24 protein-coding genes are annotated in these 25,098 nt (G+C 71.9%); 6 read left to right on the plus strand and 18 right to left on the minus strand.

The window, feature by feature from the left end:
- Together GTW40_RS03460 and GTW40_RS03465 are read right to left on the minus strand one after the other, a co-directional pair.
- The coding region (locus GTW40_RS03460) for an aldehyde dehydrogenase family protein (protein WP_161178656.1) at nt 1-491 on the minus strand (491 nt) is incomplete at its 3' end.
- Between the two features lie 54 nt (nt 492-545).
- A complete protein-coding gene (locus GTW40_RS03465; RefSeq protein WP_161178657.1) occupies nt 546-1,904 on the minus strand; it encodes a glutamine synthetase family protein in 1,359 nt (452 codons plus the stop codon).
- A 96-nt stretch (nt 1,905-2,000) separates the two neighbouring features.
- Here GTW40_RS03465 and GTW40_RS03470 point away from each other — a divergent pair, with 96 nt between their 5' ends.
- Nucleotides 2,001-2,798: an FCD domain-containing protein gene (locus GTW40_RS03470; protein ID WP_237525315.1), complete on the plus strand. Its 798-nt coding sequence runs from the start codon at nt 2,001-2,003 to the stop codon at nt 2,796-2,798.
- Nucleotides 2,799-2,850: 52 nt separating this feature from the next.
- The gene (locus GTW40_RS03475; protein ID WP_343245607.1) at nt 2,851-3,570 is read left to right on the plus strand and encodes a gamma-glutamyl-gamma-aminobutyrate hydrolase family protein; all 720 of its coding nucleotides are present in this window, start codon (nt 2,851-2,853) and stop codon (nt 3,568-3,570) included.
- A 38-nt stretch (nt 3,571-3,608) separates the two neighbouring features.
- Here GTW40_RS03475 and GTW40_RS03480 read toward each other — a convergent pair whose 3' ends face one another.
- Nucleotides 3,609-4,514, minus strand: a complete 906-nt coding sequence (locus GTW40_RS03480; protein ID WP_161178658.1) for a LysR family transcriptional regulator — start codon at nt 4,512-4,514, stop codon at nt 3,609-3,611.
- Between the two features lie 69 nt (nt 4,515-4,583).
- Between GTW40_RS03480 and GTW40_RS03485 the strand changes: the two genes are divergently transcribed.
- Nucleotides 4,584-5,741, plus strand: coding sequence for a TDT family transporter (locus GTW40_RS03485; RefSeq protein WP_161178659.1), 1,158 nt, complete (start codon nt 4,584-4,586; stop codon nt 5,739-5,741).
- On the opposite strand, the gene GTW40_RS03490 is transcribed toward GTW40_RS03485, so the two are convergent.
- From GTW40_RS03490 to GTW40_RS03505, 4 genes are all read right to left on the minus strand, one after another.
- On the minus strand, nt 5,653-6,390 hold the full coding sequence (locus tag GTW40_RS03490) for a helical backbone metal receptor (RefSeq protein ID WP_161178660.1): 738 nt from the start codon (nt 6,388-6,390) through the stop codon (nt 5,653-5,655). The genes GTW40_RS03485 and GTW40_RS03490 overlap by 89 nt on opposite strands.
- Entirely contained in the window at nt 6,390-6,962 is a 573-nt protein-coding gene (locus GTW40_RS03495; protein WP_018549137.1) for an XRE family transcriptional regulator, read from the minus strand. The genes GTW40_RS03490 and GTW40_RS03495 overlap by 1 nt, the downstream gene beginning before the upstream one ends.
- A gap of 433 nt (nt 6,963-7,395) precedes the next feature.
- Nucleotides 7,396-10,011, minus strand: coding sequence for an ABC transporter permease/substrate binding protein (locus tag GTW40_RS03500; RefSeq protein WP_161178661.1), 2,616 nt, complete (start codon nt 10,009-10,011; stop codon nt 7,396-7,398).
- The gene (locus tag GTW40_RS03505; RefSeq protein ID WP_161178662.1) at nt 10,004-11,092 is read right to left on the minus strand and encodes a glycine betaine/L-proline ABC transporter ATP-binding protein; all 1,089 of its coding nucleotides are present in this window, start codon (nt 11,090-11,092) and stop codon (nt 10,004-10,006) included. Before GTW40_RS03505 ends, GTW40_RS03500 begins: the two co-directional genes overlap by 8 nt.
- A 176-nt stretch (nt 11,093-11,268) precedes the next feature.
- Between GTW40_RS03505 and GTW40_RS03510 the strand changes: the two genes are divergently transcribed.
- Together GTW40_RS03510 and GTW40_RS03515 are read left to right on the plus strand one after the other, a co-directional pair.
- Nucleotides 11,269-12,189: a 5'-3' exonuclease gene (locus GTW40_RS03510; RefSeq protein WP_161178663.1), complete on the plus strand. Its 921-nt coding sequence runs from the start codon at nt 11,269-11,271 to the stop codon at nt 12,187-12,189.
- Between the two features lie 178 nt (nt 12,190-12,367).
- Entirely contained in the window at nt 12,368-13,216 is an 849-nt protein-coding gene (locus GTW40_RS03515; RefSeq protein WP_161178664.1) for a siderophore-interacting protein, read from the plus strand.
- 75 nt (nt 13,217-13,291) lie between these two features.
- On the opposite strand, the gene GTW40_RS03520 is transcribed toward GTW40_RS03515, so the two are convergent.
- Nucleotides 13,292-13,873: a GNAT family N-acetyltransferase gene (locus GTW40_RS03520; protein ID WP_161178665.1), complete on the minus strand. Its 582-nt coding sequence runs from the start codon at nt 13,871-13,873 to the stop codon at nt 13,292-13,294.
- A gap of 76 nt (nt 13,874-13,949) precedes the next feature.
- On the opposite strand from GTW40_RS03520, the gene GTW40_RS03525 reads away from it, so the two are divergent.
- Complete coding sequence (locus GTW40_RS03525; protein WP_161178666.1) at nt 13,950-14,909, plus strand: pseudouridine synthase; 960 nt, start codon at nt 13,950-13,952, stop codon at nt 14,907-14,909.
- Nucleotides 14,910-14,912: 3 nt separating this feature from the next.
- On the opposite strand, the gene GTW40_RS03530 is transcribed toward GTW40_RS03525, so the two are convergent.
- The 10 genes from GTW40_RS03530 to GTW40_RS03575 form a co-directional block, all read right to left on the minus strand.
- Complete coding sequence (locus GTW40_RS03530; protein WP_161178667.1) at nt 14,913-16,448, minus strand: cytochrome P450; 1,536 nt, start codon at nt 16,446-16,448, stop codon at nt 14,913-14,915.
- Nucleotides 16,449-16,494: 46 nt separating this feature from the next.
- A complete protein-coding gene (locus GTW40_RS03535) occupies nt 16,495-17,127 on the minus strand; it encodes an ATP/GTP-binding protein (RefSeq protein WP_161178668.1) in 633 nt (210 codons plus the stop codon).
- Nucleotides 17,108-17,536: a DUF742 domain-containing protein gene (locus GTW40_RS03540; protein WP_161178669.1), complete on the minus strand. Its 429-nt coding sequence runs from the start codon at nt 17,534-17,536 to the stop codon at nt 17,108-17,110. Before GTW40_RS03540 ends, GTW40_RS03535 begins: the two co-directional genes overlap by 20 nt.
- Nucleotides 17,533-17,940 (minus strand): roadblock/LC7 domain-containing protein, encoded by a 408-nt coding sequence (locus GTW40_RS03545; protein ID WP_161178670.1) that lies wholly within the window; start codon nt 17,938-17,940, stop codon nt 17,533-17,535. Before GTW40_RS03545 ends, GTW40_RS03540 begins: the two co-directional genes overlap by 4 nt.
- Nucleotides 17,937-19,577, minus strand: coding sequence for an ATP-binding protein (locus GTW40_RS03550; RefSeq protein WP_237525316.1), 1,641 nt, complete (start codon nt 19,575-19,577; stop codon nt 17,937-17,939). The genes GTW40_RS03545 and GTW40_RS03550 overlap by 4 nt, the downstream gene beginning before the upstream one ends.
- A gap of 277 nt (nt 19,578-19,854) precedes the next feature.
- Nucleotides 19,855-22,710: a DEAD/DEAH box helicase gene (locus tag GTW40_RS03555; protein WP_161178671.1), complete on the minus strand. Its 2,856-nt coding sequence runs from the start codon at nt 22,708-22,710 to the stop codon at nt 19,855-19,857.
- Between the two features lie 121 nt (nt 22,711-22,831).
- Nucleotides 22,832-23,779 (minus strand): twin-arginine translocase subunit TatC, encoded by a 948-nt coding sequence (tatC, locus tag GTW40_RS03560; protein WP_161178672.1) that lies wholly within the window; start codon nt 23,777-23,779, stop codon nt 22,832-22,834.
- Nucleotides 23,780-23,824: 45 nt separating this feature from the next.
- The gene (gene tatA / locus GTW40_RS03565) at nt 23,825-24,106 is read right to left on the minus strand and encodes a Sec-independent protein translocase subunit TatA (RefSeq protein ID WP_161178673.1); all 282 of its coding nucleotides are present in this window, start codon (nt 24,104-24,106) and stop codon (nt 23,825-23,827) included.
- Nucleotides 24,107-24,367: 261 nt separating this feature from the next.
- Nucleotides 24,368-24,562 carry a hypothetical protein gene (locus tag GTW40_RS03570; protein WP_161178674.1) on the minus strand — a complete coding sequence of 65 codons (195 nt, stop codon included), beginning with the start codon at nt 24,560-24,562 and terminating at the stop codon, nt 24,368-24,370.
- Between the two features lie 36 nt (nt 24,563-24,598).
- Complete coding sequence (locus GTW40_RS03575) at nt 24,599-24,859, minus strand: hypothetical protein (protein WP_161178678.1); 261 nt, start codon at nt 24,857-24,859, stop codon at nt 24,599-24,601.
- Between the last annotated feature and the right edge of the window lie 239 nt (nt 24,860-25,098).

Consider the following 25,098-nt stretch of genomic DNA (forward strand, 5'->3'; position numbering starts at 1 on the left):
AGCGGGGTGGTCTCGGCGGGCTTGAGGACGACGGCGTTGCCGGCGGCGAGCGCCGGGAAGGAGCCCCAGGCGGCGATGGGCATGGGGAAGTTCCAGGGGGCGATGACGCCGACCACGCCGAGGGGTTCGTGGAAGGTGATGTCCCAGCCGCCGGGTACGGGGATCTGCTTGCCGAGGAGCCGTTCGATGCCACCGGCCGCGTAGAGGAGGAGGTCACGGGCGTTGCCGGCCTCCCAGCGGGCGTTGCCGATCGTATGACCGGCCTCGCGGACCTCAAGGCGGGCCAGTTCCTCGGTATGGGCGTCGACGGTGTCGGCGAAGCGGCGCAGCAGCCGGGCGCGGTCGGCGGGGGCGAGGGCGGCCCAGGTCTCCTGCGCGCGGGCGGCGCGGGTGACGGCGGCGGCCACGTCGTCCGCGCTCGCGGCGGGGACGGTGGCGACAAGTTCCTCCGTGGCGGGGTTGACCACCAGGAGTTCGTGCGGGTCCGTCAAGGGGTGACCTTTCGCGGGAGCCGGTTCACGGGCGTCAAGGGGTGTGTACGCGGTTCACAGCCGTTCGAAGGATCGCCGCAGCTCCCAGTCCGTCACCGCCGCGTCGAACGCGGCCAGTTCCACCCGCGCCATGTTCAGGTAGTGCGCGACGACCTCCGCCCCGAACGCCTCCTTCGCCAGCGGGCTCGCCGCCCACAGGTCGGCGGCCTCGCGGAGGGTGGCGGGGACGTGGTCGTACTCGGCGGCGTAGGCGTTCCCCGCGCACGGCTCGGGCAGTTCGAGCCCCTGCTCGATGCCGTAGAGCCCGGCCGCGACCAGCCCCGCCACCGCGAGGTACGGATTCACGTCCCCGCCCGGCAGCCGGTTCTCGAAGCGGAGCGACCGCCCGTGGCCGACGACCCGCAGCGCGCAGGTCCGGTTGTCGTGGCCCCACGCGACGGCGGTGGGCGCGAAGGAGCCCGGCTGGAACCGCTTGTACGAGTTGATGTTGGGGGCGTACAGGAGCGCGAAGTCCCGCAGCGCGGCGAGCTGCCCCGCGAGGAAGTGCCGCATCACGTCGGACATCCCGTCGGGCCCGGCCATCGCGTTGCCGCCGGAGGCGTCGGCCAGCGAGAGGTGGATGTGGCAGGAGTTGCCCTCGCGTTCGTTGAACTTCGCCATGAACGTCAGGGACACCCCCTCCTGCGCGGCGATCTCCTTCGCGCCGGTCTTGTACAGCGCGTGCTGGTCGCAGGTGACCAGGGCCTCGTCGTAGCGGAAGGCGATCTCGTGCTGGCCGGGGTTGCACTCGCCCTTGGCGGACTCGACGGTGAGCCCGGCGCCCGCCATGTCGTTGCGCAGGCGGCGCAGCAGGGGTTCGACGCGGCCGGTGCCGAGGATGGAGTAGTCGACGTTGTACTGGTTGACCGGGGTGAGGCCCTGGTAGTTGGCGTCCCAGGCCTGCTCGTAGCTGTCCTTGAAGACGATGAACTCCAGCTCGGTGCCGACCTGGGCGGTGTAGCCGAGCGCGGCGAGCCGGTCGAGCTGGCGGCGCAGGATCTGGCGCGGCGCGGCGGTGACCGGGGAGCCGTCCTCCCAGGCGAGGTCGGCCAGGAGCAGCGCGGTGCCCGGATGCCAGGGCAGGCGGCGCAGGGTGGCCGGGTCGGGGCGCATGGCGAAGTCGCCGTAGCCCCGGTCCCAGGAGGACATGGCGTAGCCGTCGACGGTGTTCATCTCGGTGTCGACGGCGAGGAGGTAGTTGCAGCCCTCGGTGCCGTGGCCGAGGACCTCGTCGAGGAAGAAGCGCGCGGCGAACCGCTTGCCCTGGAGCCGCCCTTGCATGTCGGGAAAGGCGAGGACGACGGTGTCGATCTCGCCGCCGGCGACGAGCGCCCGCAGTTCCTCGACGGTCAGCGGGGGTGTGCGGTCTGCCACCTGGAAAGCCTCCTTAGGCTCCTTCGCGCGGTGTGGCCGGTCCGGTGGCCATAAGGTATTGCCGGAAACCATTGCTTGGGAAGGGGGCGCGGCCGGATGCCGCGGGACATCGACATACGGGCAACCCACGTACGGGAAACGGGCGTACGGGAGACCGGCGCACGGGAGGCCGCCGCGCGCGAGCCCGGCGACCGCCTGGACGCCGTGCTGCGTCCCGTGCGCGCGGGCAACGGCTTCGAGGAGGCGCTGGAGCAGATCCTCCAGGTGGTCCGCCTCGGACTGGTGCCCGGCGGTGAACGGCTGCCCGCAGAGCGGGAGTTGGCGGAACGCCTCGGGATCAGCCGGGTGACCCTGCGCGAGGTCCTGAAGGTGCTGCACGACCAGGGCCTGGTCGAGTCGCGGCGCGGGCGGTACGGCGGCACGTTCGTACGGCCCCGCGCGGACGCGGGCGGCGAGGACGAGCTGCGGCGCCGCATCGCCGAGGTCGACATCGAGGACGTGCTCCGCTTCCGCGAGGTGCTGGAGACCGGCGCGGCCGGGCTGTGCGCGGCGCACGGGCTGACACCGGAGGACGCGACCCGGCTGCGGCAAGCCCTGGAACGCACCCGCGACGCGCCACTCGCGGAGTACCGCCGCCTGGACACCCTGCTGCACCTCACCCTGGCCGAGCTGTGCGGCTCGCCCTCCCTGGCGGCGCAGTACGCGGCGGTACGGGCGGACGTCAACGAACTCCTGGACTGCATCCCCCTGTTGGTGCGCAACCTGGAGCACTCCCAGCGCCAGCACACCGCGCTCGTGGAGGCGGTGCTCAACGGGGACGCGGAGGCGGCGCGGGAGATCGCGCTCGAGCACTGCGCGGGCACGGCGGCGCTGCTGCGCGGGTTCCTGGCGTGAGCCGCGTTCTGCAAAGGTGGGCAGCGATACCTTTGCACGACGGGAGTGCAGCGTGACCGTAGGACCGGAGGGCAGCGTGACCGAACACCCGCCGCTGATCGGCGTGAGCACCTATCTGGAGGACGCCACCCGCTGGGGTGTGTGGGAGCTGCCCGCGGCCCTGCTCCCCGCCGCCTACCCGCGCCTCGTCCAGCGCGCCGGAGGCATCGCGGCCATGCTCCCGCCGGACGCCCCCGAGCGCGCCGCCGCCACCGTGGCCCGCCTCGACGGCCTGGTGATCGCGGGCGGCCCCGACGTGGACCCGGCCCGCTACGGCGCGGAGCGCTCCCCCCGCACGGGCCCGCCCGCCCCCGAGCGGGACGCCTGGGAGCTGGCCCTGATCGAGGCCGCGCTGGCGGCCCGGGTACCGCTCCTCGGTATCTGCCGGGGGTTGCAGCTGCTGAACGTCGCCCTCGGCGGCACCCTCGTGCAGCACCTGGACGGCCATGTGGAGGCGGTCGGCGTCCTGGGCACGCATCCGGTGACCCCGGTGCCGGGCACGCTCTACGCCAAGATCGCCCCGGAGGAGTCGGCGCGGGTGCCGACGTACCACCACCAGTGCGTGGACCGTCTGGGCCGGGGTCTGGTCCCCTCCGCCCACACGGCCGACGGCACGGTGGAGGCGGTCGAACTGCCTTCGGCCGAGGGGTGGGTGCTCGGTGTGCAGTGGCACCCCGAGATGGGCGAGGACGTACGGGTCATGCGGGCGCTGGTGGACGTGGCCGCCTCCTGAGCTGAGCCAACTCCCTGTCCGGGCAAGCCGGTTCCGGCTCAGCTCCGGGTCAGCGCGAGGAGTTCACGCGCCGGACCCGTGGGCCGGTGCCCGGTCGGCCACACCGCCCGCAGCTCACGCCGCAGCGCCAGGCCCGCCACCGGAATGCCCACCAGACGCCGGGTCGCCAGCTCCTCCCCCACGGCCAGTTCGCTGAGCACCGAGGGCCCGGCCCCGCCCACGGCCGCCGCCTTCACCGCCGTGGTGGAGGACAGCTCGATCAGCGGGCGGGCGAGACCGCCGAGGGCCGCGTCCAGGACCTGCCGGGTGCCGGAGCCGCGCTCGCGCAGGATGAGCGGGGTGGCGGCGAGTTCCTCGGGGGCGAGCGGGCGGCTCCGGCGGGCCCACGGATGGGTGGGCGCGGTGACGACGACCAGGCGGTCCCGGGCGACGACCGCCGAGTCCAGGGCCGTCGGCACGGTCAGCCCCTCCACGAAGCCGAGGTCGGCCTCGCCCGCGAGGAGCAGTTCGGCGACCCGCGCCGAGTTGCCCGCGAGCAGCGAGACCGCCGTACCGGGCCGCCCGGCGTGCAGGGCGAGCAGCCAGCCGGGCAGCAGGTACTCCGCGATGGTCATGCTGGCCGCCACCCGCAGCCGCGAGTCCCGCCGGTCGCGCAGCGCCCGCGCCCCCGCGTCGAACGCCTCGGCCGCCTCCACCACCCGCCGCGCCCAGTCAGTGACCAGCGCGCCCGCGTCGGTCAGGCGCGAGCCGCGCGGGGAACGGTCCACCAGGGCCACGCCGAGCTGCCGTTCCATGGACCGCAGCCGACTGCTCGCGGCGGGCTGGGTGATGCCCAGCTCCCGGGCCGCCGCGCCCAGACTGCCGAGCCGCGCCACGGCGAGCAGCAGCTCCAGCGCGCCCAGGTCGGGCACCCGGTGCGCCAGCGGACCCTCACTCTCACTCATAAACCCAGCTTATGCCCTGATAGAGACAGGGCCCCTGGTCAGGGCTTTTACGTACGGGAAACTGGTGTCATGGTCACACCTGTCCCCTGTCCGCCCGCCGCACGGGCCGTCCGCGTCCGGTATCTCGGCCCCAACTGGTACGCCGCCGTCATGGGCACGGCCGCCGTCGCCGGGACGGGCACCGCCCTGCCCGCGCACGCGCGGCCACCACACGCCCTGCTCGCCGCCGTCTGGGTCCTGTCCCTCCTGCTCCTGGCCGCGCTCCTCGCCGCCCGCGCCCTGCACTGGACCCACCACCGCGACCAGGCCCGCGCCCACCTCCTCGACCCGGCGACGGCGCCGTTCTACGGCTGTCTGTCGATGGCCCTGCTGGCCGTCGGCGGCGCAGCTCTGACTGCCGGGCGGGATCTGCTCGGCACCGGTACGGCGGTCGCGCTGGACGCCGTGCTGTTCACGGCGGGTACGGCGGTGGGGCTCGCGGCGGCGGTCGCGGTGCCGTATCTGATGGTCGTACGGCACCGGATCGACCCCGGGCAGGTGACCCCGGTCTGGATTCTGCCGCTGGTCGCCCCGATGGTGTCGGCCGCGCTGGGCCCGGCGCTCGTGCCGCATCTGCCGCCGGGGCAGCCCCGCGAAACCCTGCTGCTCGGCTGCTTCGCGCTGTTCGGGCTCAGCCTGCTGGCCACGCTGCTGATGCTGCCGCTGATCCTCGGGCGGCTGCTCCTCGTGGGCCCGCTGCCGCTCGCGCTCACCCCGGCCCTGTTCCTGGTGCTCGGCCCGCTCGGGCAGTCCACCACCGCGACCGGCGCCGTCGCGGACCTGGCGCCCGGGGTCGTACCGGAGCCGTACGCGCACGGGCTCGCGGTGTTCGCGGTGCTCTACGGCGTGCCGGTGATGGGGTTCGCGCTGCTGTGGCTGGCGTTCGCCGCCGCGCAGGTGGTGCGGGCGCGGCGGCGCGGGATGGGGTTCTCGCTGACGTGGTGGGCGTTCACCTTCCCGGTGGGCACCTGTGTCACGGGCGCGGCCTCCCTCGCCCGGCACACGGGCCTGACGGCGTACGCGGTGCTCGCGGTCGCGCTGTACGTCCTGCTGCTGGCCGCCTGGGCCGCCGCCGCGTCCGGCACCGTACGCGGTCTGCTCAGCGGACGGCTGCCCGCAGCGCCTCCGCCAGCACGCCCGGAGCCTCGGCCAGCGAGGGTCCGTACCAGGTCAGATGCCGTCCGCTGACCAGGGCGCAGGGCAGTCCGGGGAAGGACTCGGGGCCGTCGTCGGGGGTGAAGCGGTAGGGCTCGTCGGGGAGGACGACCAGGTCGGGGGCGGTCGCGCACAGCTCGGGCAGGGGGACGCGGGGGTAGCGCTCGGGGTGACCGGCGTAGGCGTTGCGGATGCCGAGGCGGGCCAGGACGTCGCCCGCGAAGGTGTCGCGGCCGAGGACCATCCAGGGGCGGCGCCAGATCGGCACGACGGCGGTGGCGGGCGTCTCCGGCACGGGGAGCGCGGACCAGGCGGCCTCGGCCTCGTCGAGCCAGCGGGGGCGGGTCCGGGCGCCGCAGGCGGTGAGCACCCGGTCCAGCTCAGGGAATGCCTGCGGGAGGGTGCGCACCTCGGTGACCAGCACCTCCAGGCCCGCCGCGCGCAGGGCGGCGAGGTCGGGGGCGCGGTTCTCCTCCTCGTTGGCGATCACCAGGTCGGGGGCGAGGGCGGTGATCCGCGCGAGGTCGGGGTTCTTGGTGCCGCCGATACGGGTGACGGCCAGGCCAGCCGGGTGGGTGCACCAGTCGGTGGCCCCGACGAGGGCTCCCGGCAGGGTGGTGGCCACCGCCTCCGTGAGCGACGGGACCAGGGAGACCACCCGCGCCGGGGAGACCTCCCGCACTACCGGGACCGGTCCTTGACCGCCTCGATGTGCTCGGCGACGGCCACGACGACGACCCGGGTGTCCGGCACGGTGGCCCGCCAGCGGTGCCGCACCCCGCCGGTCAGGTACAGGGTGTCGCCCCGGCCGAGGCGGTAGGCGCGGCCCTCGGCCTCGATCTCCACCGCGCCGTCGGCGACGTACATCAGCTCGTCGTTGCGGTGCCGGAACTCGCGGCCCGCGTCGTGGTCGCCGGTGAACTCGGAGGCGTGCAGCTGATGGTGTCCGCGCACCAGGGGGCGCGTGCGCGGTTCGAAGTCGCCGTCCTCGATGTGCTCGGCGCGTACGACGTCGACGCTACAGGCGGGGTCGGCGGCGGCGAGGAGTTCCACGGCAGTGGTACGCAGGGCGTCGGCCAGCTTCTCCAGGGAGGTGCGGCTCGGGCGGGCCCGGTCGTTCTCCACCTGGCTGAGGAAGGGCACCGACAGGCCGCTGCGTTCCGACACGACCGCGAGGGTGAGTTCGAGCGCGCGGCGACGCCGCCGGACGGCCGCGCCGACCCGCACGGGCTGTCGTTCTTTGTGGTCGCCCATCGCTGCGGCTCCCTCCTTCAGGCGTCGCGCGGCTGCCCGGGTACCCATTCGGGGGCGCCCGTGTCCGGAATCGGTGTCCGCAAGGTTGTCTGCACCCTACGCATGTTCGGCAAACCGTTCCGCGCGTCTGTCGCATCGATGTCATACGGGTCACGGCCAACACCACGGTTCACGCCACCGGCTCCGGCCCCGCGCCCCTGTGGCCCGTGACCGTCGGTCGGCTGCCCGGCGTCCGGCCGATCCTTCCCTCAGCGCCCGCCAGGCACCCCTGGTGTACGTTTCAATGCCTTCGCCGCCCGCGGTGTTCCCAGGTGTACACGCCGTCCGCCCGGCACCTGGGGACGGTGCCGGGCGGACGGGTGACGTGCGGCGCGGGGGCGCCACCTCGCGCTGTGTGGTTGGCCGGATTCTTTCCGTGCGCGCTACCGGGTCGTCACTGCGGGGTCATACGCCCCGCGACCTCCGGGTGTTCCTTCACCCAGGCGGCGACGGCCTGCTCGGCCTTGCCCTGGCCCGCCTTGGTGATCCGCGCCTCCAGGCTGCCCAGCTCGTCCTCGCTCATCCTGAAGTTCTTGATCCACTGAGTGAGCCGCGGGTACTGCTCCGGGAACTTCTGGCTGGAGATGGTCCGGATGGTGTTGCCCACGCCGAACGCCTTCTTCGGGTCGGCCAGCTTGGTCAGGTCGTACTCGCTGTACGCCCAGTGCGGCGACCACAGCACCACGGCCACGGGCTCCTTCTTGGCGTAGGCCCGCTTCAGCTCGGCCAGCATCGCCGGGGTGGAGCCGTCGACGACCTCGTACTCCTTGTCCAGGCCGTAGCCGGGCAGCACCTTGGTCTTGAGCAGGTTCATCTCACCGGTGCCGGGCTCGATGCCGATGATCTTCCCGTGGAACCGGGAGGACTTGCCCTTGAGGTCGGCCAGGGACTTCACGTCCTTGACGTAGGACGGCACGGCCACTTCGAGGGAGGTCGGCTGGTACCAGGTGCCGAGGTCCTTGAGCCGGTCCTTGCTCTTGTCCCAGAAGTTCTGCTGGGCGTACGGCAGCCAGGCGTCGAAGTTGACGTCGAGGTCGCCGGAGGCGAGGCCGGTGTAGACCGGGCCGACGTCCATCTGCTTCAGGTTCAGCCTGTAGCCGCGCCGCTCCAGGACGTTCTTCCACAGGTAGGTGACGGCGACGTCCTCGTCCCAGGGGAACCAGGCGACGTTCACGGGGCGCTTGGCCTCGGCGGGCGTGGCGCCACCGGCGTTCTTCACCGGGGCGAGCTTGTCGACGACGCCGGGGTTCTTCTTGAGCCAGGCGCGGACGGCGTCCTGCTGCCTGCCCTTGCCGGCCTTGTTGATCTCGGCCTCCAGGCTGGTGAGCTGCTTCTCGCTCATCCGGAAGTCCTTCAGCCACTGGCCGACGACGGGGTTGTCGGCGGCGAAGCCCTTGCGGCTGAGGGTGTGCACGCCGTCGCCCTTGCCCCAGGCGCCCTCGGGGTCCTTGAGCTTGGTCAGGGCGTAGTCGTTGTACGCCCAGTGCGGCGACCAGAGCGTGACGACGATCGGCTGCTTCTTGGCGTACGCCCGCTTCAGCTCGGCGAGCATCGCCGGGGTGGAGCTGTCGACGACCTTGTACTCCTTGTCGAGGCCGTAGGCGCCGAGGACCTTGGACTTGAGCAGGGCCATCTCACCGGCGCTGGACTCGATGCCGGTGATCTTCCCGCCGAACTCCGACGCCCGGCCCTTGAGGTCGGCCAGGGAGTCGACGCCCTTCATGTAGGAGGGCACCGCGAGTTCCAGGGAGGTCTGCCCGTACCAGGAGCCGAGGTCGTCGAGCCGCTTGCCGTACTTCTTCCAGTACTGCTCGTGGGTGGTGGGCAGCCAGGAGTCGGTCTCGAAGTCGATGTCGCCCTGGGCGAGCGAGGTGTAGAGCGGTCCGGCGTCGAACTGCTTGGCCTCGACCTGGTAGCCGCGCCGCTCCAGGATCTCCTTCCAGAGGAAGGTGGAGGCGACGCCCTCGTCCCAGGGGATGTAGCCGATGCTGATCTTCTTGCCCTGGCCGACGTTCGTGGCGTCCGAGGCGGTGGTGGAGGCGCTGTTGCCGCCGAAGATCCCCATGCCGCCCGCGACCAGCGCGAGCACGACGATGCCGACCACGGCGACGGCGGGGCGCGGCCGGTAGGAGCCGATGCGTACGCCGCGCACCGCGCGCAGCTTGGCGGCGGCGCGGCGGCCGACCGGGGAGACCTGGGTGCCGAGGGCGCTGGTCATCCGGTCGAGGTAGATGGCGAGGATGACGATGGCGATGCCCGCCTCGGAGCCGAGGCCGACGTCGAGCTGGCCGATGGCCTCGTTGACGTCGCCGCCGAGTCCGCCGGTGCCGACCATGCCGGCGATCGCGGCCATGGAGAGGCCGAGCATGATGACCTGGTTGACACCGGCCATCACGGTCGGGAGGGCCAGCGGCAGCTGGACGCGCAGCAGGGTGTCGCGGGGCGTGGTGCCGAACGCGTCGGCGGCCTCGACCAGTTCCTTGTCGACCTGCCGGATGCCCAGCTCGGTCATGCGGACGCCGGGGGCGAGCGCGAAGATCAGGGTGGCGACGATGCCGGCCGGGGCTCCGGTGCCGAAGAACAGGATGGCCGGGATGAGGTAGATCATCGCGGGCAGCGTCTGCATGAAGTCCAGCACGGGCCGGACCAGATTGCTGACGCGGTCGGAGCGGGCCGCCCACACGCCGACGGGCACCGAGACGACCAGGGCGATGATCGTGGCGACGAGGACCAGCGACAGGGTGACCATCGCGTCGTCCCACAGCCCGAGGGAGTCGATGAAGGCGAATCCCACGAAGGTGAGGACACCGGCGACGGTGCCGCGCAGCCAGAAGGCGACGATCGCGAAGATGCCCGCGAGGATCAGCGGCGGGGGCGCCTGGAGGACGGTGTCGATGCCGTCGTAGGTGCCCTGGAAGACCGTCTTGAAGAAGTCGAACAGCCACGCCATGTGGCCGGTGAGCCAGTCGACGACGTCGTTGACCCAGGCGCCGAGCGGGATCCTAGGCATGGGCGGTCACCTTCTTCCCGCCCTGGTCGCGCCGGTTGTCGCAGGGTTCCGGGCCGCCCTCCTCGTCGCCGACGAAGCCGACGAGCCGCTGCCGGGGCACGACTCCGACGAGCCGACCCTGGTCGTCGACGACGGCCACGGGGTGCGAGAGCCGGGCGCTGATCGCGCACAGCTCGGTGAACGGCGTCCCGGGCGTGGCCGTCTCGCAGCCGCAGTCGGCCTCGTCGCCGCGCACGTCGGTGTCCATCACGGCCCCGGCGGTCAGCACCCGGGCCCGGTCGACGTCCTGGGTGAAGGAGGCGACGTAGTCGTCGGCGGGGCGCAGGAGGATGTCCTCGGCGGTGCCGGTCTGGACGACGCGGCCGTCGCGCATGACGGCGATGCGGTCGCCCAGGCGCATGGCCTCGTTGAGGTCGTGGGTGATGAAGACGATGGTCTTGCGCAGCGTCTTCTGCAGTTCCAGGAGCTGGTCCTGCATGTCACGGCGGATCAGCGGGTCGAGCGCGCTGAAGGACTCGTCCATGAGGAGCAGGTCGGCGTCGGTGGCCAGGGCGCGGGCGAGACCGACGCGCTGCTGCATGCCGCCGGAGAGTTCGTCGGGCCAGGAGTCCTCCCACCCGGCCAGGCCGCACAGTTCGAGGGCCTCGTCGGCGCGGCGCTCACGCTCGGCGCGGGGCACGCCCTGGACCTCCAGGCCGTAGGCGGCGTTGGCGCGGACGCTGCGGTGCGGGAACAGCGCGAAGTGCTGGAAGACCATGCTGATCTTGTGGGCGCGGACCTCGCGGAGCTGGGACGCGGTGAGCGCGGTGAGGTCCTGGCCGTCGAAGGAGACCTGGCCCGAGGTCGGTTCGAGGAGGCCGTTGAGCATCCGCAACAGCGTGGACTTGCCCGAGCCGGACAGGCCCATGACCACGAAGATCTCCCCCGGCTCGACGGCGAAGGAGGCGTCGATGACGGCGGCGGTGACGCCCTCCGCCCTCAACTCCTCACGGTCGGCGCCCTGTTCGAGCCGTTGCACGGCCTGGTCCGGTTCTGGTCCGAACACCTTGTACAGATGCTCGGCGGCAAGTCTGGCGGACATGCATACCTCTCGTCTCGGCGGCAAGATGGGGAGACGAGCGGTCGTTCTGTTGTTTACATGAGCAACTACTCCACTCCGTGGCGGCGCCTGCCCGGACCCTTACGCGACAAACACAAGAGTGACCCAGGTCACAGCCCACGCGTCGCGTTGTCGGTGCCGTACGGCATGATGCGAGCGTGACCGGACGACTCATGCTCCTCGACACCGCCTCGCTGTACTTCCGCGCCTACTTCGGCGTGCCGGACTCCGTGCGGGCGCCCGACGGCACGCCGGTGAACGCCGTGCGCGGGCTGCTCGACTTCATCGACCGACTGGTGAAGGACCACCACCCGGACCGGCTCGTCGCCTGCATGGACGCCGACTGGCGCCCGGCCTGGCGCGTGGAGCTGATCCCCTCCTACAAGGCGCACCGCGTCGCCGAGGAGCAGCCGTCCGGCCCGGACACCGAGGAGGTGCCGGACACCCTGACACCCCAAGTGCCGGTCATCGAGGAGGTGTTGGACGCCCTCGGCATCGCCCGCGTCGGCGTCCCCGGCTACGAGGCCGACGACGTGATCGGCACCTTCACCGCGCGCGCGGACGGCCCGGTCGACATCGTCACCGGCGACCGCGACCTCTACCAACTGGTGGACGACGCGCGCGACATCCGCGTGCTGTACCCGATCAAGGGCGTCGGCACGCTCCAGCTCACCGACGAGGCGGTGCTGCGCGAGAAGTACGGCGTCGACGGCCGCGGTTACGCCGACCTGGCGCTGCTGCGCGGCGACCCGAGCGACGGCCTGCCGGGCGTGCCCGGGGTCGGCGAGAAGACGGCCGCCAAGCTGCTCGCGGAGTACGGCGACCTGGCCGGGATCGTCGCGGCGGCCGAGGACCCCGCCTCGCGGATCACCCCGGCCCAGCGCAGGCGGCTGACCGAGGCGCGCGGCTATCTGGAGGTGGCGCCGAAGGTGGTGCGGGTGGCCGCTGACGTCCCGCTGCCCGCCGTGGACACCGCACTGCCGCGCACGCCGCGCGACCCGGCGGCACTGGAGGCGCTGGCGACGCGCTGGGGCCTGGGCGGTTCTCTGCAGCGCCTGCTGGGCACGCTCGGCGAGTGACTCCGGCGAGAGGGAGCCACCGAAGCACAGGCCGGAGCACAGGCCGGTCCGCCGACGCTTCAGTGGCCCGACCGGAGGGAATGTTCCGGACATGGCCGTTCACTCCCCCGCCGGGAGCGTGCCCCTGAGACCGGGATGCTAGCTTAGGTAAACCTAACCAAGGCAGCAGGAGGCCGTCATGGCAGAGCGTCCGGGGCGAAAGCCGCGCAAGCTCCATACCGCCCAGGTGGTGCGCACCGAGCGGCTGTCCCCGCACGTACAGCGCGTCGTGGTCGGCGGCGACGGCCTGGCGGATTTCTCCGCCGACACCTGCACCGACCACTACGTGAAGCTGCTCTTCGCACCCGAGCCCGGGATCGTCTACCCCGAGCCCTTCGACCTGGACCGGATCCGCGCCGAACTCCCGCGCGAGCGCTGGCCGGTGACGCGTACGTACACCGTGCGGGACTGGGATGCCGAACAGCGCCTGCTCACCCTGGACTTCGTCATCCACGGCGACGAGGGCGTGGCCGGTCCGTGGGCCATCCGCGTACGGCCCGGCGACACCCTGCGCTTCATGGGCCCCGGCGGCGCCTACGCCCCCGACCCCGCCGCCGACTGGCATCTCCTCGCCGGGGACGAGAGCGCGCTGCCCGCGATCGCCCGCGCCCTGGAGGCGCTGCCGCCGGGCTCGCGTGCGCACACCTTCGTGGAGGTGTCCGGGCCCGAGGAGGAGCAGAAGATCGACTCCGACGCGGAGGTCGTCTGGCTGCACCGCGGTGACCGCCCGGTGGGCGAGGCCCTGGTGGAGGCCGTCCAGGCACTGGAGTTCCCCGAGGGCCGCCCGCATGTGTTCGTGCACGGCGAGGCGTCCTTCGTGAAGGAGCTGCGCCGGATGCTGCGCGTCGAGCGGCAGCTCCCCCGCGAGGACCTGTCGATCTCCGGCTACTGGCGCCTGGGCCACAACGAGGACGGCTGGCAGGCCTCCAAGCCGGAGTGGAACGCCCGTATCGAGGCGGAGCAGGAGGGCGACGGCGCCGCCGCCTGAGCCCTCCCCGCCCCGCCCTGTCGGAGCCCTTCCCCGCCCCGTTCGAGCGCTTCCCCGCCCGCCGCCGAGGGCGGGTCAGCGCTCGTTCACGCGCGCGTGCAGATGCATGTCGTGCCAGCCGTCCTGGTGCAGGACATAGCTGCGCCGGGTGCCCTCCAGGTCGTACCCGGACTTCGTGGCGACCCGGCAGGACGCCTCGTTGGCCGTGGAGTGCGTGAGTTCCAGGCGGTGGAAGCCGATCTCGTCGAACGCCCAGCGGGTGAGCGCCTCCGTGACGGTCACCGCGACGCCCCGGCCGCGCGAGCGGGCCACCGTCCAGTAGGCGACCTCGGCACAGGCGTCCTCCAGATGGATCTCGCGCAGCGCGACCCGGCCCACCACCTCGTCCGTGTCCGCGTCGGCGACGGCCCACGTGGCTCTGCTCTCCCCCGCCCAGTCCTGCCGCCAGGTCGCTATCCAGTCCTTCGCCTCGTCCTCGGACTCGGTGAACCTGCCGTGCCACTGGCGCTGCACCGGGTCCTGGAAGGCCGCGTGCACGACGGGGGCGTCCTCCGCGCGCCAGGGACGCAGGAGCAGGCCGTCACCGGCCGGGATCACGGGCTGAGCGAGACGCGCGAGGGCTCCGGCGGGCAGTACCGGGGGTACGAGAATCGGCATGGGGGCATCCTGCCAACGCGCTGCCCCCGTACGCACCGCGTTTCCGGCACCGGCAGCCCCCGTACCCTTGGACCCGATGAGACGCCGCCGTACCCCGCCCCCGCCCGCCCCGCTCCCCCAGCGCGGCGGGATCGATCCGGTGCGGGTGCGGCTGCCGGCCGACGGGGCCTGGGCCACCGTGCGGGAGCACCTGGTGGAGCGGCTGACAGGCGCCGGGCCCGGGACGATCGCCGCGATGTTCGAGGCCGGGCTGATCGTGGGGGCCGACGGACACCCGGTGGCGCCGGACGCGCCGTACGAGCCGGGGATGTACGTGTGGTTCCACCGCGAGCACCCGCCCGAGGTGCCCGTGCCGTTCCCGGTGGAGGTGGTGTACCGGGACGAGCACATCGTGGTCGCCGACAAGCCGCACTTCCTCGCGACCACCCCGCGCGGCAGCCATGTCACCGAGACCGTCCTCGCCCGGCTCCGCCGCGACCTCGGGCTGCCCCTGCTGAGCGCGGCGCACCGCCTGGACCGGCTCACCGCCGGACTGGTGCTGTTCACGGTGCGCCCCGACGAACGCGGCGCCTACCAGACGCTGTTCCGCGACCGTCTGGTGCGCAAGGAGTACGAGGCGGTGGCGCCGTACGATCCGCTGCTCGGCCTGCCCCGGACGGTACGCAGCCGGATCGTGAAGGAGCGCGGCACACTGGCCGCGTTCGAGGTGCCGGGCGAGCCGAACGCCGAGACGCTGGTGGAGTGCGCCGAGCACCGCGAGCGGGACGGCCTCGCCCGGTACCGGCTGGTGCCGCGCACCGGGCAGACCCATCAGCTGCGGGTGCATCTGAACGCCCTCGGCGTCCCCATCCTCGGCGACCCGCTCTATCCGGAGGTGGCCGCCCCCGAGCCGCCCGGTGCCTTCCGGCACCCGCTTCAACTGCTGGCGCGCGAGCTGGAGTTCACCGACCCGGTGACGGGGGCGCGGCACGCGTTCACCAGCGGCCGCACGCTCCAGGCGTGGTCCTCCCCGGCCGCGTGGGCCGGGGAGGACTGACCCTCACTCTCCGACCCACCAGCGCATCAGCCGCCGCCAGACACTCTCCCGGCTGCTTTCCCTGCCCGAGGCGGCCGCGCCGACCGGCTCCGGCATCCGCACGGACTCCCGTACGCGCACCGGCTCGGCCACGGGCTCGGGCCGTACCGTCTCCTGCCGCGGTTCCGGCACCGGCGCCGCCGCCCGCGCCGGGCCCGCGATCTGCCACTGTTCGCGGGGGCGCGGGATCGGGGACTGGCTCGGCGGCAGGGAGACGTCCTGCTGGATCTTGGGCTCGAACCGCACCGGCAGGGAGACCAGATGCCGGGAGGCGATGGACGAGCGCCACCTCAACTCCTCCTCCGGGCAGTCCAGTCGGATGTCGGGCAGCCGGGTCAGCAGGGCGTCCACGCCCACGTCGGCGATGGCCCGCCCGATGTCCTGTCCCGGGCACTCGTGCGGGCCGCCGCCGAAGGCGAGATGGGAGCGGTTGCCCTTCATCTGGGCCCGGGGATCGGACCGTACCCGGGGATCGACGTTGCCGGGAGCGGGCGCGAACAGCAGCCCGTCGCCCCGGCGGATGCGCTGGCCGCCCAACTCGGTGTCCTGCTTGGCGTAGTAGCCGAGGACGGTGCTGAACGGCGGCTCGTCCCACAGGGATTGCTCGATGGCCTCCGGCACCGTCATCTGGCCGCCGTTGAGCCGGGCGCGGAAGCCGGGCTCGGTGAGCACCATGCGCAGGGCGTTGGCGAGCAGGTTGGCGGTGGCCTCGTAGGCGGCGAAGAGGACGAGCCGCAGATGTTCGCGGACCTCGTCGTCGCTCAGGCCCGCCTCGTGGGTGACGAGGTGGCTGGTGAAGTCGTTCCCGGGGCGGGCGCGGCGGCGCAGGGCGAGTCTGCCGAGCGCCTCCATGACGTAGGCGTGGCTCTGGATGGCGGTCTCGGTGCCCTTGAGCGCGTCGCGGGCGGCCTGCACCATCCGGTCGTTGTACTCCTCGGGCATCCCGAGGATCGCGCACAGCGTGGCCATCGGCAGATGCTCGGCGAACTGCGGGACGAGGTCGGCGTGGCCGCGTTCACAGAAGGCGTTGACCAGGCCCTGGGTGTAGCGGCCGATGGTGCGGCGCATCTCGCGGTGGTCGATGGTGGCCATCGCGGAGGTGACCGCGTCGCGCAGCCGCTGGTGCTCGTCGCCCTCGGCGTGCGAGCAGATGGGCTGCCAGGCGATGTGCGGCATCAGCGGGTGGTCGGGCTTGACCTGGCCGTCGAGCAGCGGGGTCCAGATGCGGCTGTCGCGGGTGTACTGCGAGGGGCTGCGCACCAGTTGGAGGTTCTCGGCGTGGCCGAGGACGACCCACATCGGCACGTCCTCGTGGAGGAGGGCGGGGGCCACGGGGCCGTACTGCTCGCGCAGGCACTCGTAGAGGTCGTCCAGGTCCTCGGCACCGGGGCCGTGCAGCCGGTGCAGGGCGCCGGGGCCGAGGCCGTGCGCGGGGCAGCCGGGCGGCGGCCCGGTGGTGGGGTCGTGGGTACCCGTCGGGGGGTGGGATTCAGGCGTCACAGTGTCGCTCCGGGACGGATGGGGATGCGGGTCGGTGGGACGCGGGTCAGGCGAGGGCTCCGGAGAGCGCGAGCGAGTGCAGGAACCGCATGAGGGTCAGCAGCACGTCCTTGCTGGAGGCCCGCCGTCGTACGTCGCACTCGACGATCGGGATGTCCTCGGCCAGGTCGAGCGCGGTGCGCAGTTCCTCGACAGGGTGCCGGGGCGCGTCCGGGAAGGAGTTGACGGCGACGATGAAGGGCACGCCGCGCTCCTCCAGGCGGCCCATGACGTCGAAGCTGACCTCCAGGCGCCGGGTGTCCACCAGGACGACCGCGCCGAGGGCGCCCTCGAAGAGGCGGTTCCACAGGAACCAGAAGCGCTCCTGGCCGGGGGTGCCGAAGAGGTAGAGCACCAGTTGGTCGGTGATGCCGATCCGGCCGAAGTCCATGGCCACGGTGGTGGCCGTCTTGGTGTCGGAGCCGTAGTTGTCGTCCACGCCGATGCCGGCCTGGGTCATGGTCTCCTCGGTGGTCAGCGGCCGGATGTCGCTGACGGAGCCGACCATGGTGGTCTTGCCGACGCCGAAGCCGCCCACGATCACGATCTTCACGGCGGCCTGCGCCGTGTGCGGGAGCCGGTCCTCGGTGCGCGGGCCGGGGATCGGGGCGCTCCGGGAGTCAGAGCCGTTGAAGTCCATGCATCACCGCTTCGAGGATGGATCGGTCGGGCCTCGTCTGTCGGACGATCGGGGCGCGCACCTGCACCAGTTCGGCCGTGATCAGTTCGGTGATCAGTACGGTCATCGCGCTGAACGGCAGTTTCAGATAGGCCGACAGCTCGGCCACGGACAAGGGGTTGCCGCAGAGCCGGAGCACGGCCGCCTGCTCGGGGGTGCCGGAGCGCGGCGGGGCGGAACGCGCCACGACCAGGGTGACCAGGTCGAGGTGCATCCGTCCGCCGTCGCTGAGCCCGGTGAGGGCGTACAGCCGTTCCGGGTTGCCCGGGCCCTCCTCGCCCTCCGCCGGTGCGGCGGGCGTGGGGGCGGGGGCGGGAGGCGGCGAGGGCGGTTCCTTGGGCGCCCGCCGGGTGCGTCGCGGTCGAGTCATACGGTCTGCCCGTTCCGCCGGGGCGGACTGGTGAGATGGGCACCGATCCGGACGACGAGGTCGCGCATCATGCCGCTCATCCGGCCCGGTTCGCACACCACGTCGGCGAGCACCGCGAGATAGGCGTTGTCGCCCGCGGCCATGAGGTAGAAGTAGCCGCCGTCGATCTCGATGACGACAAGCTTCATCTCACCGCTGCTGCCCGGCAGTTCCTGGGCGACGGCACCGGCGAGGCTCTGAACTCCCGCGCAGGCGGCGGCCATCCGGTCGGCGGCGTCGGGGTCGCCGCCGTAGCGGGCGATGCGCAGTCCGTCCGCCGAGAGGACCACGATCATCTCGATGCCCGGCACACCGTCGTGCAGCTGCTTGAGCATCCAGTCGAAGTTCGCGCGCTGCTCGATCACTTGAGGTCCCCCTCGTCGCCGGCTTCCGTGTCGGCCGAGTCGTTGATCAGGTGCAGATAGGCGGTCGGGTTCCGCGTGAAGTCGGTCGGGTGCACACCCGGGTTGTCCTTCTTCAGCCCCTCCCAGAAGGCGTCGACCCACAGGCCGGGCTCCCGGTCGAGCAGCTTCTGCCGCTCGGGATCGATCTCGGGTTCCGGTTCGGGCTCCTGCCGCTGGGACCAGATGGTGGGCCTTCCCTCGGCCTCGGCGCGCTCGATGGCCTCCTGCTCGGCGTACCGCTGGGCGAGCGGGGTCTTCACCCGGCTGCGGCGCTGCGGCAGCCCGCCCGCGGTCCACTCGGTGACCTCGGGGACGTCGTCCTCCAGGGAGACACCGGCCGGGATACGGGGGCTGGTGGGGCGGCGCTTCTTGGGCGGCCGCTTGGGGCCCTCCAGGGCGCCGAGTTCGGGCATGGGTACGGCGGTGGCGCCGATGCCATGGGCGACGCCCACACCGGGTTCGGTGGTGGTCATGTTGCGCGGCACCATGAGGATGGCGCGGACACCGCCGTACGCGGAGGCGCGCAGCGAGACGTCCATGTCGAACGAGGTGCACAGCCGGCCGACGACCGCGAGACCGAGCCGGGGGTTCTCACCGAGGGAGTCGGCATCGTCCGCCTGCTTGGCGTCGTCGATCATCTTCTCGATACGGGCCCGCGACTCCTCACTGAGGCTGACGCCCGCGTCCTCGATCTCGATGACGACACCGCTCTGCACCTCCACGGCGGTGACGTGCACCTTGGCCGTGGGCGGCGAGTAGCGCGTGGCGTTGTCGAGGAGTTCGGCGGCCGCGTGGATGATCGGCTCGACCGAGGTGCCCTTGATGTTGATGTTGACGATCGAACTCAGGTTGATGCGCGGGAACTCCAGGATGCGGGACATCGCACCGCGCAGCACGCTGTACAGCGACACGGGCTTGGGCCACTGACGCCCGGGACGGCCACCGCCGATGACGGAGATGGTGTCGGCGAGACGGCCGATCAGCGCCGTGCCGTGGTCGATGCGCAGCAGGTCGTCGAAGACCTCGGGGCTGCGGCCGTGGTCCTCCTCCATCTCCCTTAGTTCCTTGGCCTGTTGGTGCACGATGGCCTGGACACGGCGGGCGATGGTGACGAACGCGCGCTCGGAGGCGTCACGCATCGAGATCTCGCGGTCCACCGCGCGCAGCGCCGCGTAGAGCAGGTCGCGCTGCGAGCGCGGCATGTTCCGCAGTTCGGGGTCGTTGTCGACGACCTTGGGCAGGACTTCCCGGAGCAGATCGCCGCCGCGCAGCCGGTACACCGCCGTGGGCAGCACATCGGTGGTCAGCCGGTCGAGCTGGGCGTCATGGGCGGTGACGCGCTGCTCCAAATAAGCGGTGTGCCGGGCGTGTTCGGCCCGCACCGCCCGCAACTCCCGCCCCCGCCGCACGGCTTCACCGGCCGTGACGAGCACCAGCAGCGTGGCCACCGCCCCGCAGCAGGCGACGGCGATCCGGGCGGCGGCCGGCACCAGGGCGACGGCGGCGGCGGTCACGGCGATCATCAGCAGACCGGGGGGCAACAACACGCGTGCGTAAGGACGTTCACGGACACCGGGAGGTTTCTGAACACTCACCATGGATGCCTTCTGGGGCGAATCGTATGTTTGGGTACAGGCACCCGAATCCATCTCAACCGGGTGCGTCGCGGGCGAGCTTAGTCCGACCGGATCATCGCGGTGTCACATTCGGCAAGCACCTGAAATCGCCGCGCTACCAGGAGTAACCTCAAACCCATTTACACGCAGGGAAGTTATTCGAACACAGTAAGTAATGACGTTCGGGCACGCGAAAGGCCAACCGCCACATCTCAAGACAGAGAAGGACAGTTGGCCTTTCTTGTTTTGGGGGCGGCGATCACCCCACAGACGAGTAGGCCACCACACCCCGCAGCAACTGATCCACCGCCTTGCGCGCGTTCTTGGCCACGGTCGACCCCTCCTTCGCAGGCGCCGCCGCGGAGATCTGCCCCAGAACGTCAATCACCTGCTTGGTCCACCGAACAAAGTCCCCCGCCGGCATCTCCGCCTCACGCAGCACCTCGTCCAGCCCCTTCCCCGAGGCCCACTCATGAGCGACCCACGCGAACCCGAGGTCCGGCTCCCGCTGCCCCACACCCTCGGTCTGGCTGATCCGGAAGTCCTCTTCGAGCGCGTCCAGCCGCCCCCAGATCCGCACCATCTCGCCGAGCGCGGTCTTCGCCTTGCCCGAGGGCAGCTTGGGCGCCATCGCGTCGTCGGACATCCGCGCCTCGTACACCAACGCCGAGACGCACGCGGCGAGTTCGGCCGGGCTGAGCCCCTCCCAGACGCCCTCGCGCAGACACTCGCTGGCGAGCAGGTCGAGTTCGCCGTAGAGCCGGGCGAGCCGCCGACCGTGCTCGGTGACCTCGTCGCCGCGCAGATAGTCCAGCTCGGTCAGCAGCGCCACGATCCGGTCGAAGGTCCGCGCGATGGTGTTGGTGCGGCCCTCGATGCGCCGCTCCAGCTGCGAGGTGTCGCGCTGCAGCCGGTGGTAGCGCTCGGCCCAGCGGGCGTGGTCCTCGCGGTCGTCGCAGCCGTGGCAGGGGTGCGCGCGGATCTCGGTGCGCAGCCGGGCGATCTCCCGGTCGTCGGCGGCCTGCGCGCGCTTCTTGCGGGCGCGCTCGGGCGGGATGTGCCCGGCCTTGGCGCGCAGCGCGGAGGCGAGGTCCCGACGGGACTGCGGGGAGCGGGCGTTGAAGGTCTTCGGGATGCGCATCCGGTCCATCGCCTCCACCGGGACCGGGAAGTCGATGGACGCCAGCCGCTTGACCTGCCGTTCGGCGGTGAGCACCAGCGGGCGGGGCCCGTCGTGGTGGTCGAAGCCGCGGTGGCCGCCGGTCCGTCCGGCGGGCAGGCCGGGGTCGAGGACCAGGGCGAGGCCCGCGTACTTGCCGGTGGGCACGTGGATGATGTCGCCCGGCTTGAGCTTCTCCAGCGCGACGGCGGCCTCCGCGCGCCGCTGGTTGGCGCCCTGCCGGGCCAGCTCGGTCTCCCGGTCCTTCAGTTCGCGGCGCAGGCGCGCGTACTCGTCGAAGTCGCCGAGGTGGCAGGTCATGGACTCCTTGTAGCCGTCCAGACCCTCCTCGTTGCGCTGCACCTGCCGGGAGATCCCGACGACCGACTTGTCGGCCTGGAACTGCGCGAACGACGTCTCCAGGAGCTCGCGCGAGCGGTGCCGCCCGAACTGCTCGACCAGGTTGACCGCCATGTTGTACGACGGCTTGAAGCTGGAGCGCAGCGGATAGGTGCGGGTGCCCGCGAGCCCGGCCAGGTGCTCGGGACTCATCCCCCGCTGCCACAGCACCACGGCGTGGCCCTCGACGTCGATGCCGCGCCGTCCCGCACGACCGGTGAGCTGGGTGTACTCGCCGGGGGTGATGTCGGCGTGCTGTTCGCCGTTCCACTTGACGAGCTTCTCCAGCACGACCGAGCGGGCGGGCATGTTGATGCCGAGCGCCAGGGTCTCGGTGGCGAACACGGCCTTGACCAGGCCGCGCACGAACAGCTCCTCCACGACCTCCTTGAAGGTCGGCAGCATGCCCGCGTGGTGGGCGGCGATGCCCCGCTCCAGGCCCTCCAGCCACTCGTAGTAGCCGAGGACGTGCAGGTCCTCCTGCGGGATGTTCGCGGTGCGCTCCTCGACCAGGGCGCGGACCTGTTCCCGCTCCTCCTCGTCGTTGAGCCTGAGCCCCGCGTACAGGCACTGCTGGACGGCGGCCTCGCAGGCCGCGCGGCTGAAGATGAAGGTGATGGCGGGCAGCAGGCCCTCGGCGTCGAGGCGCTCGATGACCTCGGGGCGGCTCGGAGTCCACACCCGCGAGCGCTGCCTGCGCTCGCGCTCCCGGTCGGCCTCGCGCATGGCGCGGCCGCGCCTGCGGTCCTGGTACGAGGGCCGGGTGGCCTCCATGCGGGCGAGCCGGGCGAGGTCGGGGTTGACGGCCTTCTTGTGGCCCTCGCCCTCCTCGAACAGGTCGTACATCCGCCGCCCGGCGAGCACGTGCTGGAACAGCGGCACGGGCCGGTGCTCGGAGACGATCACCTCGGTGTCGCCGCGCACGGTGTCCAGCCAGTCGCCGAACTCCTCGGCGTTGGACACGGTGGCCGACAGCGAGACCAGCGTGACCGACTCGGGCAGGTGGATGATCACCTCTTCCCAGACGGCGCCCCGGAAGCGGTCGGAGAGGTAGTGCACCTCGTCCATGACCACATAGCCGAGGCCGAGGAGGGTCTGGGAACCGGCGTACAGCATGTTCCGCAGGACCTCGGTCGTCATGACGACGATCGGGGCGTCGGAGTTGACGCTGTTGTCACCGGTGAGGAGGCCGACCTTGTCCGCGCCGTAGCGGCGGCACAGGTCGGCGTACTTCTGGTTCGACAGCGCCTTGATGGGTGTCGTGTAGAAGCACTTCTTGCCCTGCTCCAGGGCGAGGTGGACGGCGAACTCGCCCACGATCGTCTTGCCGGAGCCGGTGGGGGCGGCCACCAGCACGCCCTTGCCACCCTCCAGCGCCTGACAAGCTTCCACCTGGAAGTCGTCGAGACCGAAGTCGTACATCTCGCGGAAGCCCGCGAGCGCGGTGGCCTGCTCGGCTGCCCGTACCCGGGACGCCGCGTACCGCTCGGCCGGTGAGAGGTCCTCTGTCATCGTGCTTTCGAGCGTACCGGGCCACACCGACAACAGGACGATCATTATCCGGAAGTCGGGTGATCCATGAGGATCCGCCGGGGCCCGGCAGAGGCGGAAAGATCCCGGTACGACAGATGCCCCCGTCCCAGGTGGGAGGGGGCATCCGGTGGCGGTGCGGCGGCGCTCAGGTCACGTCGTCGTAGTCGCCCGACCGCTCGCCGGTCGCCTGCTCGGGCAGGGTGCGGCTGGCGGGGACGGGCTCGACGTCTCCTATGGCCTCGGGGGTGAGGTCCAGCTCGGACGCCTCGTCGTCGGCGGGGCCCGCGGCCAGGCGGCGGGCCTTGCGCCGGTCGTTGAGCAGCGAGAGGACGACCGCGCCGAAGTACAGCACCCAGATCGGCGCGGCGAGCGCCAGCATGGTCAGCGGGTCGGTGCTGGGGGTGGCGACGGCCGCGAAGACGGTGATGCCGAGGATCATGCCGCGCCACCAGCCGAGCATCCGCTTGCCGGTGAGCACGCCGGTCAGGTTGAGCATGACCAGCAGGAGCGGCAGTTCGAAGGAGAGGCCGAAGACGAGCACCATGCGCATGACGATGTCGAGGAGATCGTCCAGCGGCAGCAGGTTGTCGGCGTTGTCCGGGGTGAACCCGATCAGGACCTTCGCCGAGGTGGGCAGCACCTTGTAGGCGAAGTAGGCACCGGCGAAGAACAGGGGGGCGCCGGTGGCGACGAAGCCGAGCGCGTACTTCTTCTCGTGCCGGTGCAGCCCCGGGGCGATGAACGCCCACAGCTGGTACAGCCACACCGGGGAGGCGCCCACGACACCGGCCATGAGGGAGACCTTCAGCGCCAGCGTGAACGGTCCGAGCAGGCCGTTGACCGTGATCCGCGCGCAGGTGTGGCCGTCCTGCGCCTTCGCGAGTTCCGCGAAGGACTTGGTGCAGCCGACCGAGTCCATGATCGGCTTGGTGACGACATCGATGATGTCGTTGTAGTAGAAGGCGGCGGCACACGTCACCAGCGTGACGGCCAGCAGCGCCTTCGCAAGCCGGTTGCGCAGCTCACGCAGGTGGTCCGCCAGGGGCATCCGCCCCTCGGGGTCCTTCTCCTGCTTGCGGGCAGACTTGAGCAACCCACGTCCTCATCTCGTGCGGCAGGCCGGGGGTCCGGCCGCGGGTCAGCGCTGGGTGGTGTCCGTCGGCTCGTTGACCGGGCGCGAGCTGTTCACGTCGCCCGGGGCGGCCTGGATGGTGCGCTGCGCGGGGGGCTGCTCGCCGGTGGCCGGCGCACCGGCCTGGGTGCTGCCGCCCTCTTCCTTCATGGCCTTGGCCTCGCTCTTGAGGATGCGCGCGGACTTGCCGAGCGAGCGGGCCATGTCCGGAAGCTTCTTCGCGCCGAACAGCAGGATGATGACGACGAGGAGGAGAATGATCTCGGGGGCTCCGAGCCTTCCGAACATAAGTCTTTACCTTCTCACCGAGGCGGCTGGATGGGGTGCCGTCCGAACAGTCGGGCAGGCGTCCGAGCGATCGTGGTCGTGGCGATCGTAACGCTCAGAGGTGAACGCGAAGCGATCCCCGCGCATCGTCCCGGTCCGCGATGCGAGCCTCGTTCCGCGCACCGCGAGAAGCAGCGTACCTGCCCGCCCCGGTCGTCCGACAGGAGGAGGGGCGCCCCGCCCTTGATGCGGCCGGGGCTTCAAGGGCGGGGATGGCGGACGTCACAGCGTGTCGGCGGCCCGTGCCGCGCTGACCGCGGCCCGCTCCAGGTCCTCCGCCGCCCGGCCGATGCGCTCGGCCGACCGCGCGACCTGCTCCCCGAGGCCGCGCGCCGCCAGGAACACCCGGACGGCGAGCACCCCCAGGACGAGAAGACCCAGGAAACCCATGGCTACGGCGAACATCGGCCAGAACATGCCGTTGAGCCTAGACGGTTCCGGACGGTGGGCAGGTCACGCGGTGGAGTGCAGCCGCAGCGTGCTCACGCCGCCGCCGGTCAGCAGCTCCACGATCCGCTCCCCGGCCGGTTTGCGGACGGCCGCCCCGCAGCCGGGGCAGGTGAAGGCGTAGAAGGTGGTGCGGCTGGAGGCTCCGACGGCCAGGCGCAGGGCGCTCGCGGCGAGTTCGAAGCGGCCCCGGCAGTCCGGGCAGCCCGCCTTGAACACCACGGGCACCACGCGCCGCATCCCGGCGAAGGCGGCGGCGACCGTCATCCCCCGGACCCCCGTCCCCCGGCCACCGCCCGCCGTCCGGGCCTCGGACACCGAAACCTCGCTCACAGCCCGCGCTCCCCCCGGTCGTACGTCCCGTCCGCGCCGCCGGACACCCCCTCCGGCCCGTCGTCGGCGCTGTCGTGGGCGCTGTCGTGGGCGTCATACGACTCGTACGCCGCCAGTGCCTCGCGGGCCGCCCGGCGGGCGCTGTCGGCCAGTTCGGGCGGCGAGACGATCCG

Source organism: Streptomyces sp. SID4985 (assembly GCF_009863025.1).
GTDB lineage: Bacteria > Actinomycetota > Actinomycetes > Streptomycetales > Streptomycetaceae > Streptomyces.

What these genes read in the sequence shown, in the direction of transcription:
- GTW40_RS03470 (WP_237525315.1), top strand. Translation starts at nt 2,001, where the DNA reads ATGCCGCGGGACATCGACATACGGGCAACCCACGTACGGGAAACGGGC.
- GTW40_RS03480 (WP_161178658.1), bottom strand. Translation starts at nt 4,514, where the DNA reads ATGAGTGAGAGTGAGGGTCCGCTGGCGCACCGGGTGCCCGACCTGGGC.
- GTW40_RS03485 (WP_161178659.1), top strand. Translation starts at nt 4,584, where the DNA reads ATGGTCACACCTGTCCCCTGTCCGCCCGCCGCACGGGCCGTCCGCGTC.
- GTW40_RS03495 (WP_018549137.1), bottom strand. Translation starts at nt 6,962, where the DNA reads ATGGGCGACCACAAAGAACGACAGCCCGTGCGGGTCGGCGCGGCCGTC.
- GTW40_RS03500 (WP_161178661.1), bottom strand. Translation starts at nt 10,011, where the DNA reads ATGCCTAGGATCCCGCTCGGCGCCTGGGTCAACGACGTCGTCGACTGG.
- GTW40_RS03505 (WP_161178662.1), bottom strand. Translation starts at nt 11,092, where the DNA reads ATGTCCGCCAGACTTGCCGCCGAGCATCTGTACAAGGTGTTCGGACCA.
- GTW40_RS03515 (WP_161178664.1), top strand. Translation starts at nt 12,368, where the DNA reads ATGGCAGAGCGTCCGGGGCGAAAGCCGCGCAAGCTCCATACCGCCCAG.
- GTW40_RS03520 (WP_161178665.1), bottom strand. Translation starts at nt 13,873, where the DNA reads ATGCCGATTCTCGTACCCCCGGTACTGCCCGCCGGAGCCCTCGCGCGT.
- GTW40_RS03525 (WP_161178666.1), top strand. Translation starts at nt 13,950, where the DNA reads ATGAGACGCCGCCGTACCCCGCCCCCGCCCGCCCCGCTCCCCCAGCGC.
- GTW40_RS03535 (WP_161178668.1), bottom strand. Translation starts at nt 17,127, where the DNA reads ATGGACTTCAACGGCTCTGACTCCCGGAGCGCCCCGATCCCCGGCCCG.
- GTW40_RS03540 (WP_161178669.1), bottom strand. Translation starts at nt 17,536, where the DNA reads ATGACTCGACCGCGACGCACCCGGCGGGCGCCCAAGGAACCGCCCTCG.
- GTW40_RS03550 (WP_237525316.1), bottom strand. Translation starts at nt 19,577, where the DNA reads ATGGTGAGTGTTCAGAAACCTCCCGGTGTCCGTGAACGTCCTTACGCA.
- GTW40_RS03555 (WP_161178671.1), bottom strand. Translation starts at nt 22,710, where the DNA reads ATGATCGTCCTGTTGTCGGTGTGGCCCGGTACGCTCGAAAGCACGATG.
- tatA (WP_161178673.1), bottom strand. Translation starts at nt 24,106, where the DNA reads ATGTTCGGAAGGCTCGGAGCCCCCGAGATCATTCTCCTCCTCGTCGTC.
- GTW40_RS03570 (WP_161178674.1), bottom strand. Translation starts at nt 24,562, where the DNA reads ATGTTCTGGCCGATGTTCGCCGTAGCCATGGGTTTCCTGGGTCTTCTC.
- GTW40_RS03575 (WP_161178678.1), bottom strand. Translation starts at nt 24,859, where the DNA reads ATGACGGTCGCCGCCGCCTTCGCCGGGATGCGGCGCGTGGTGCCCGTG.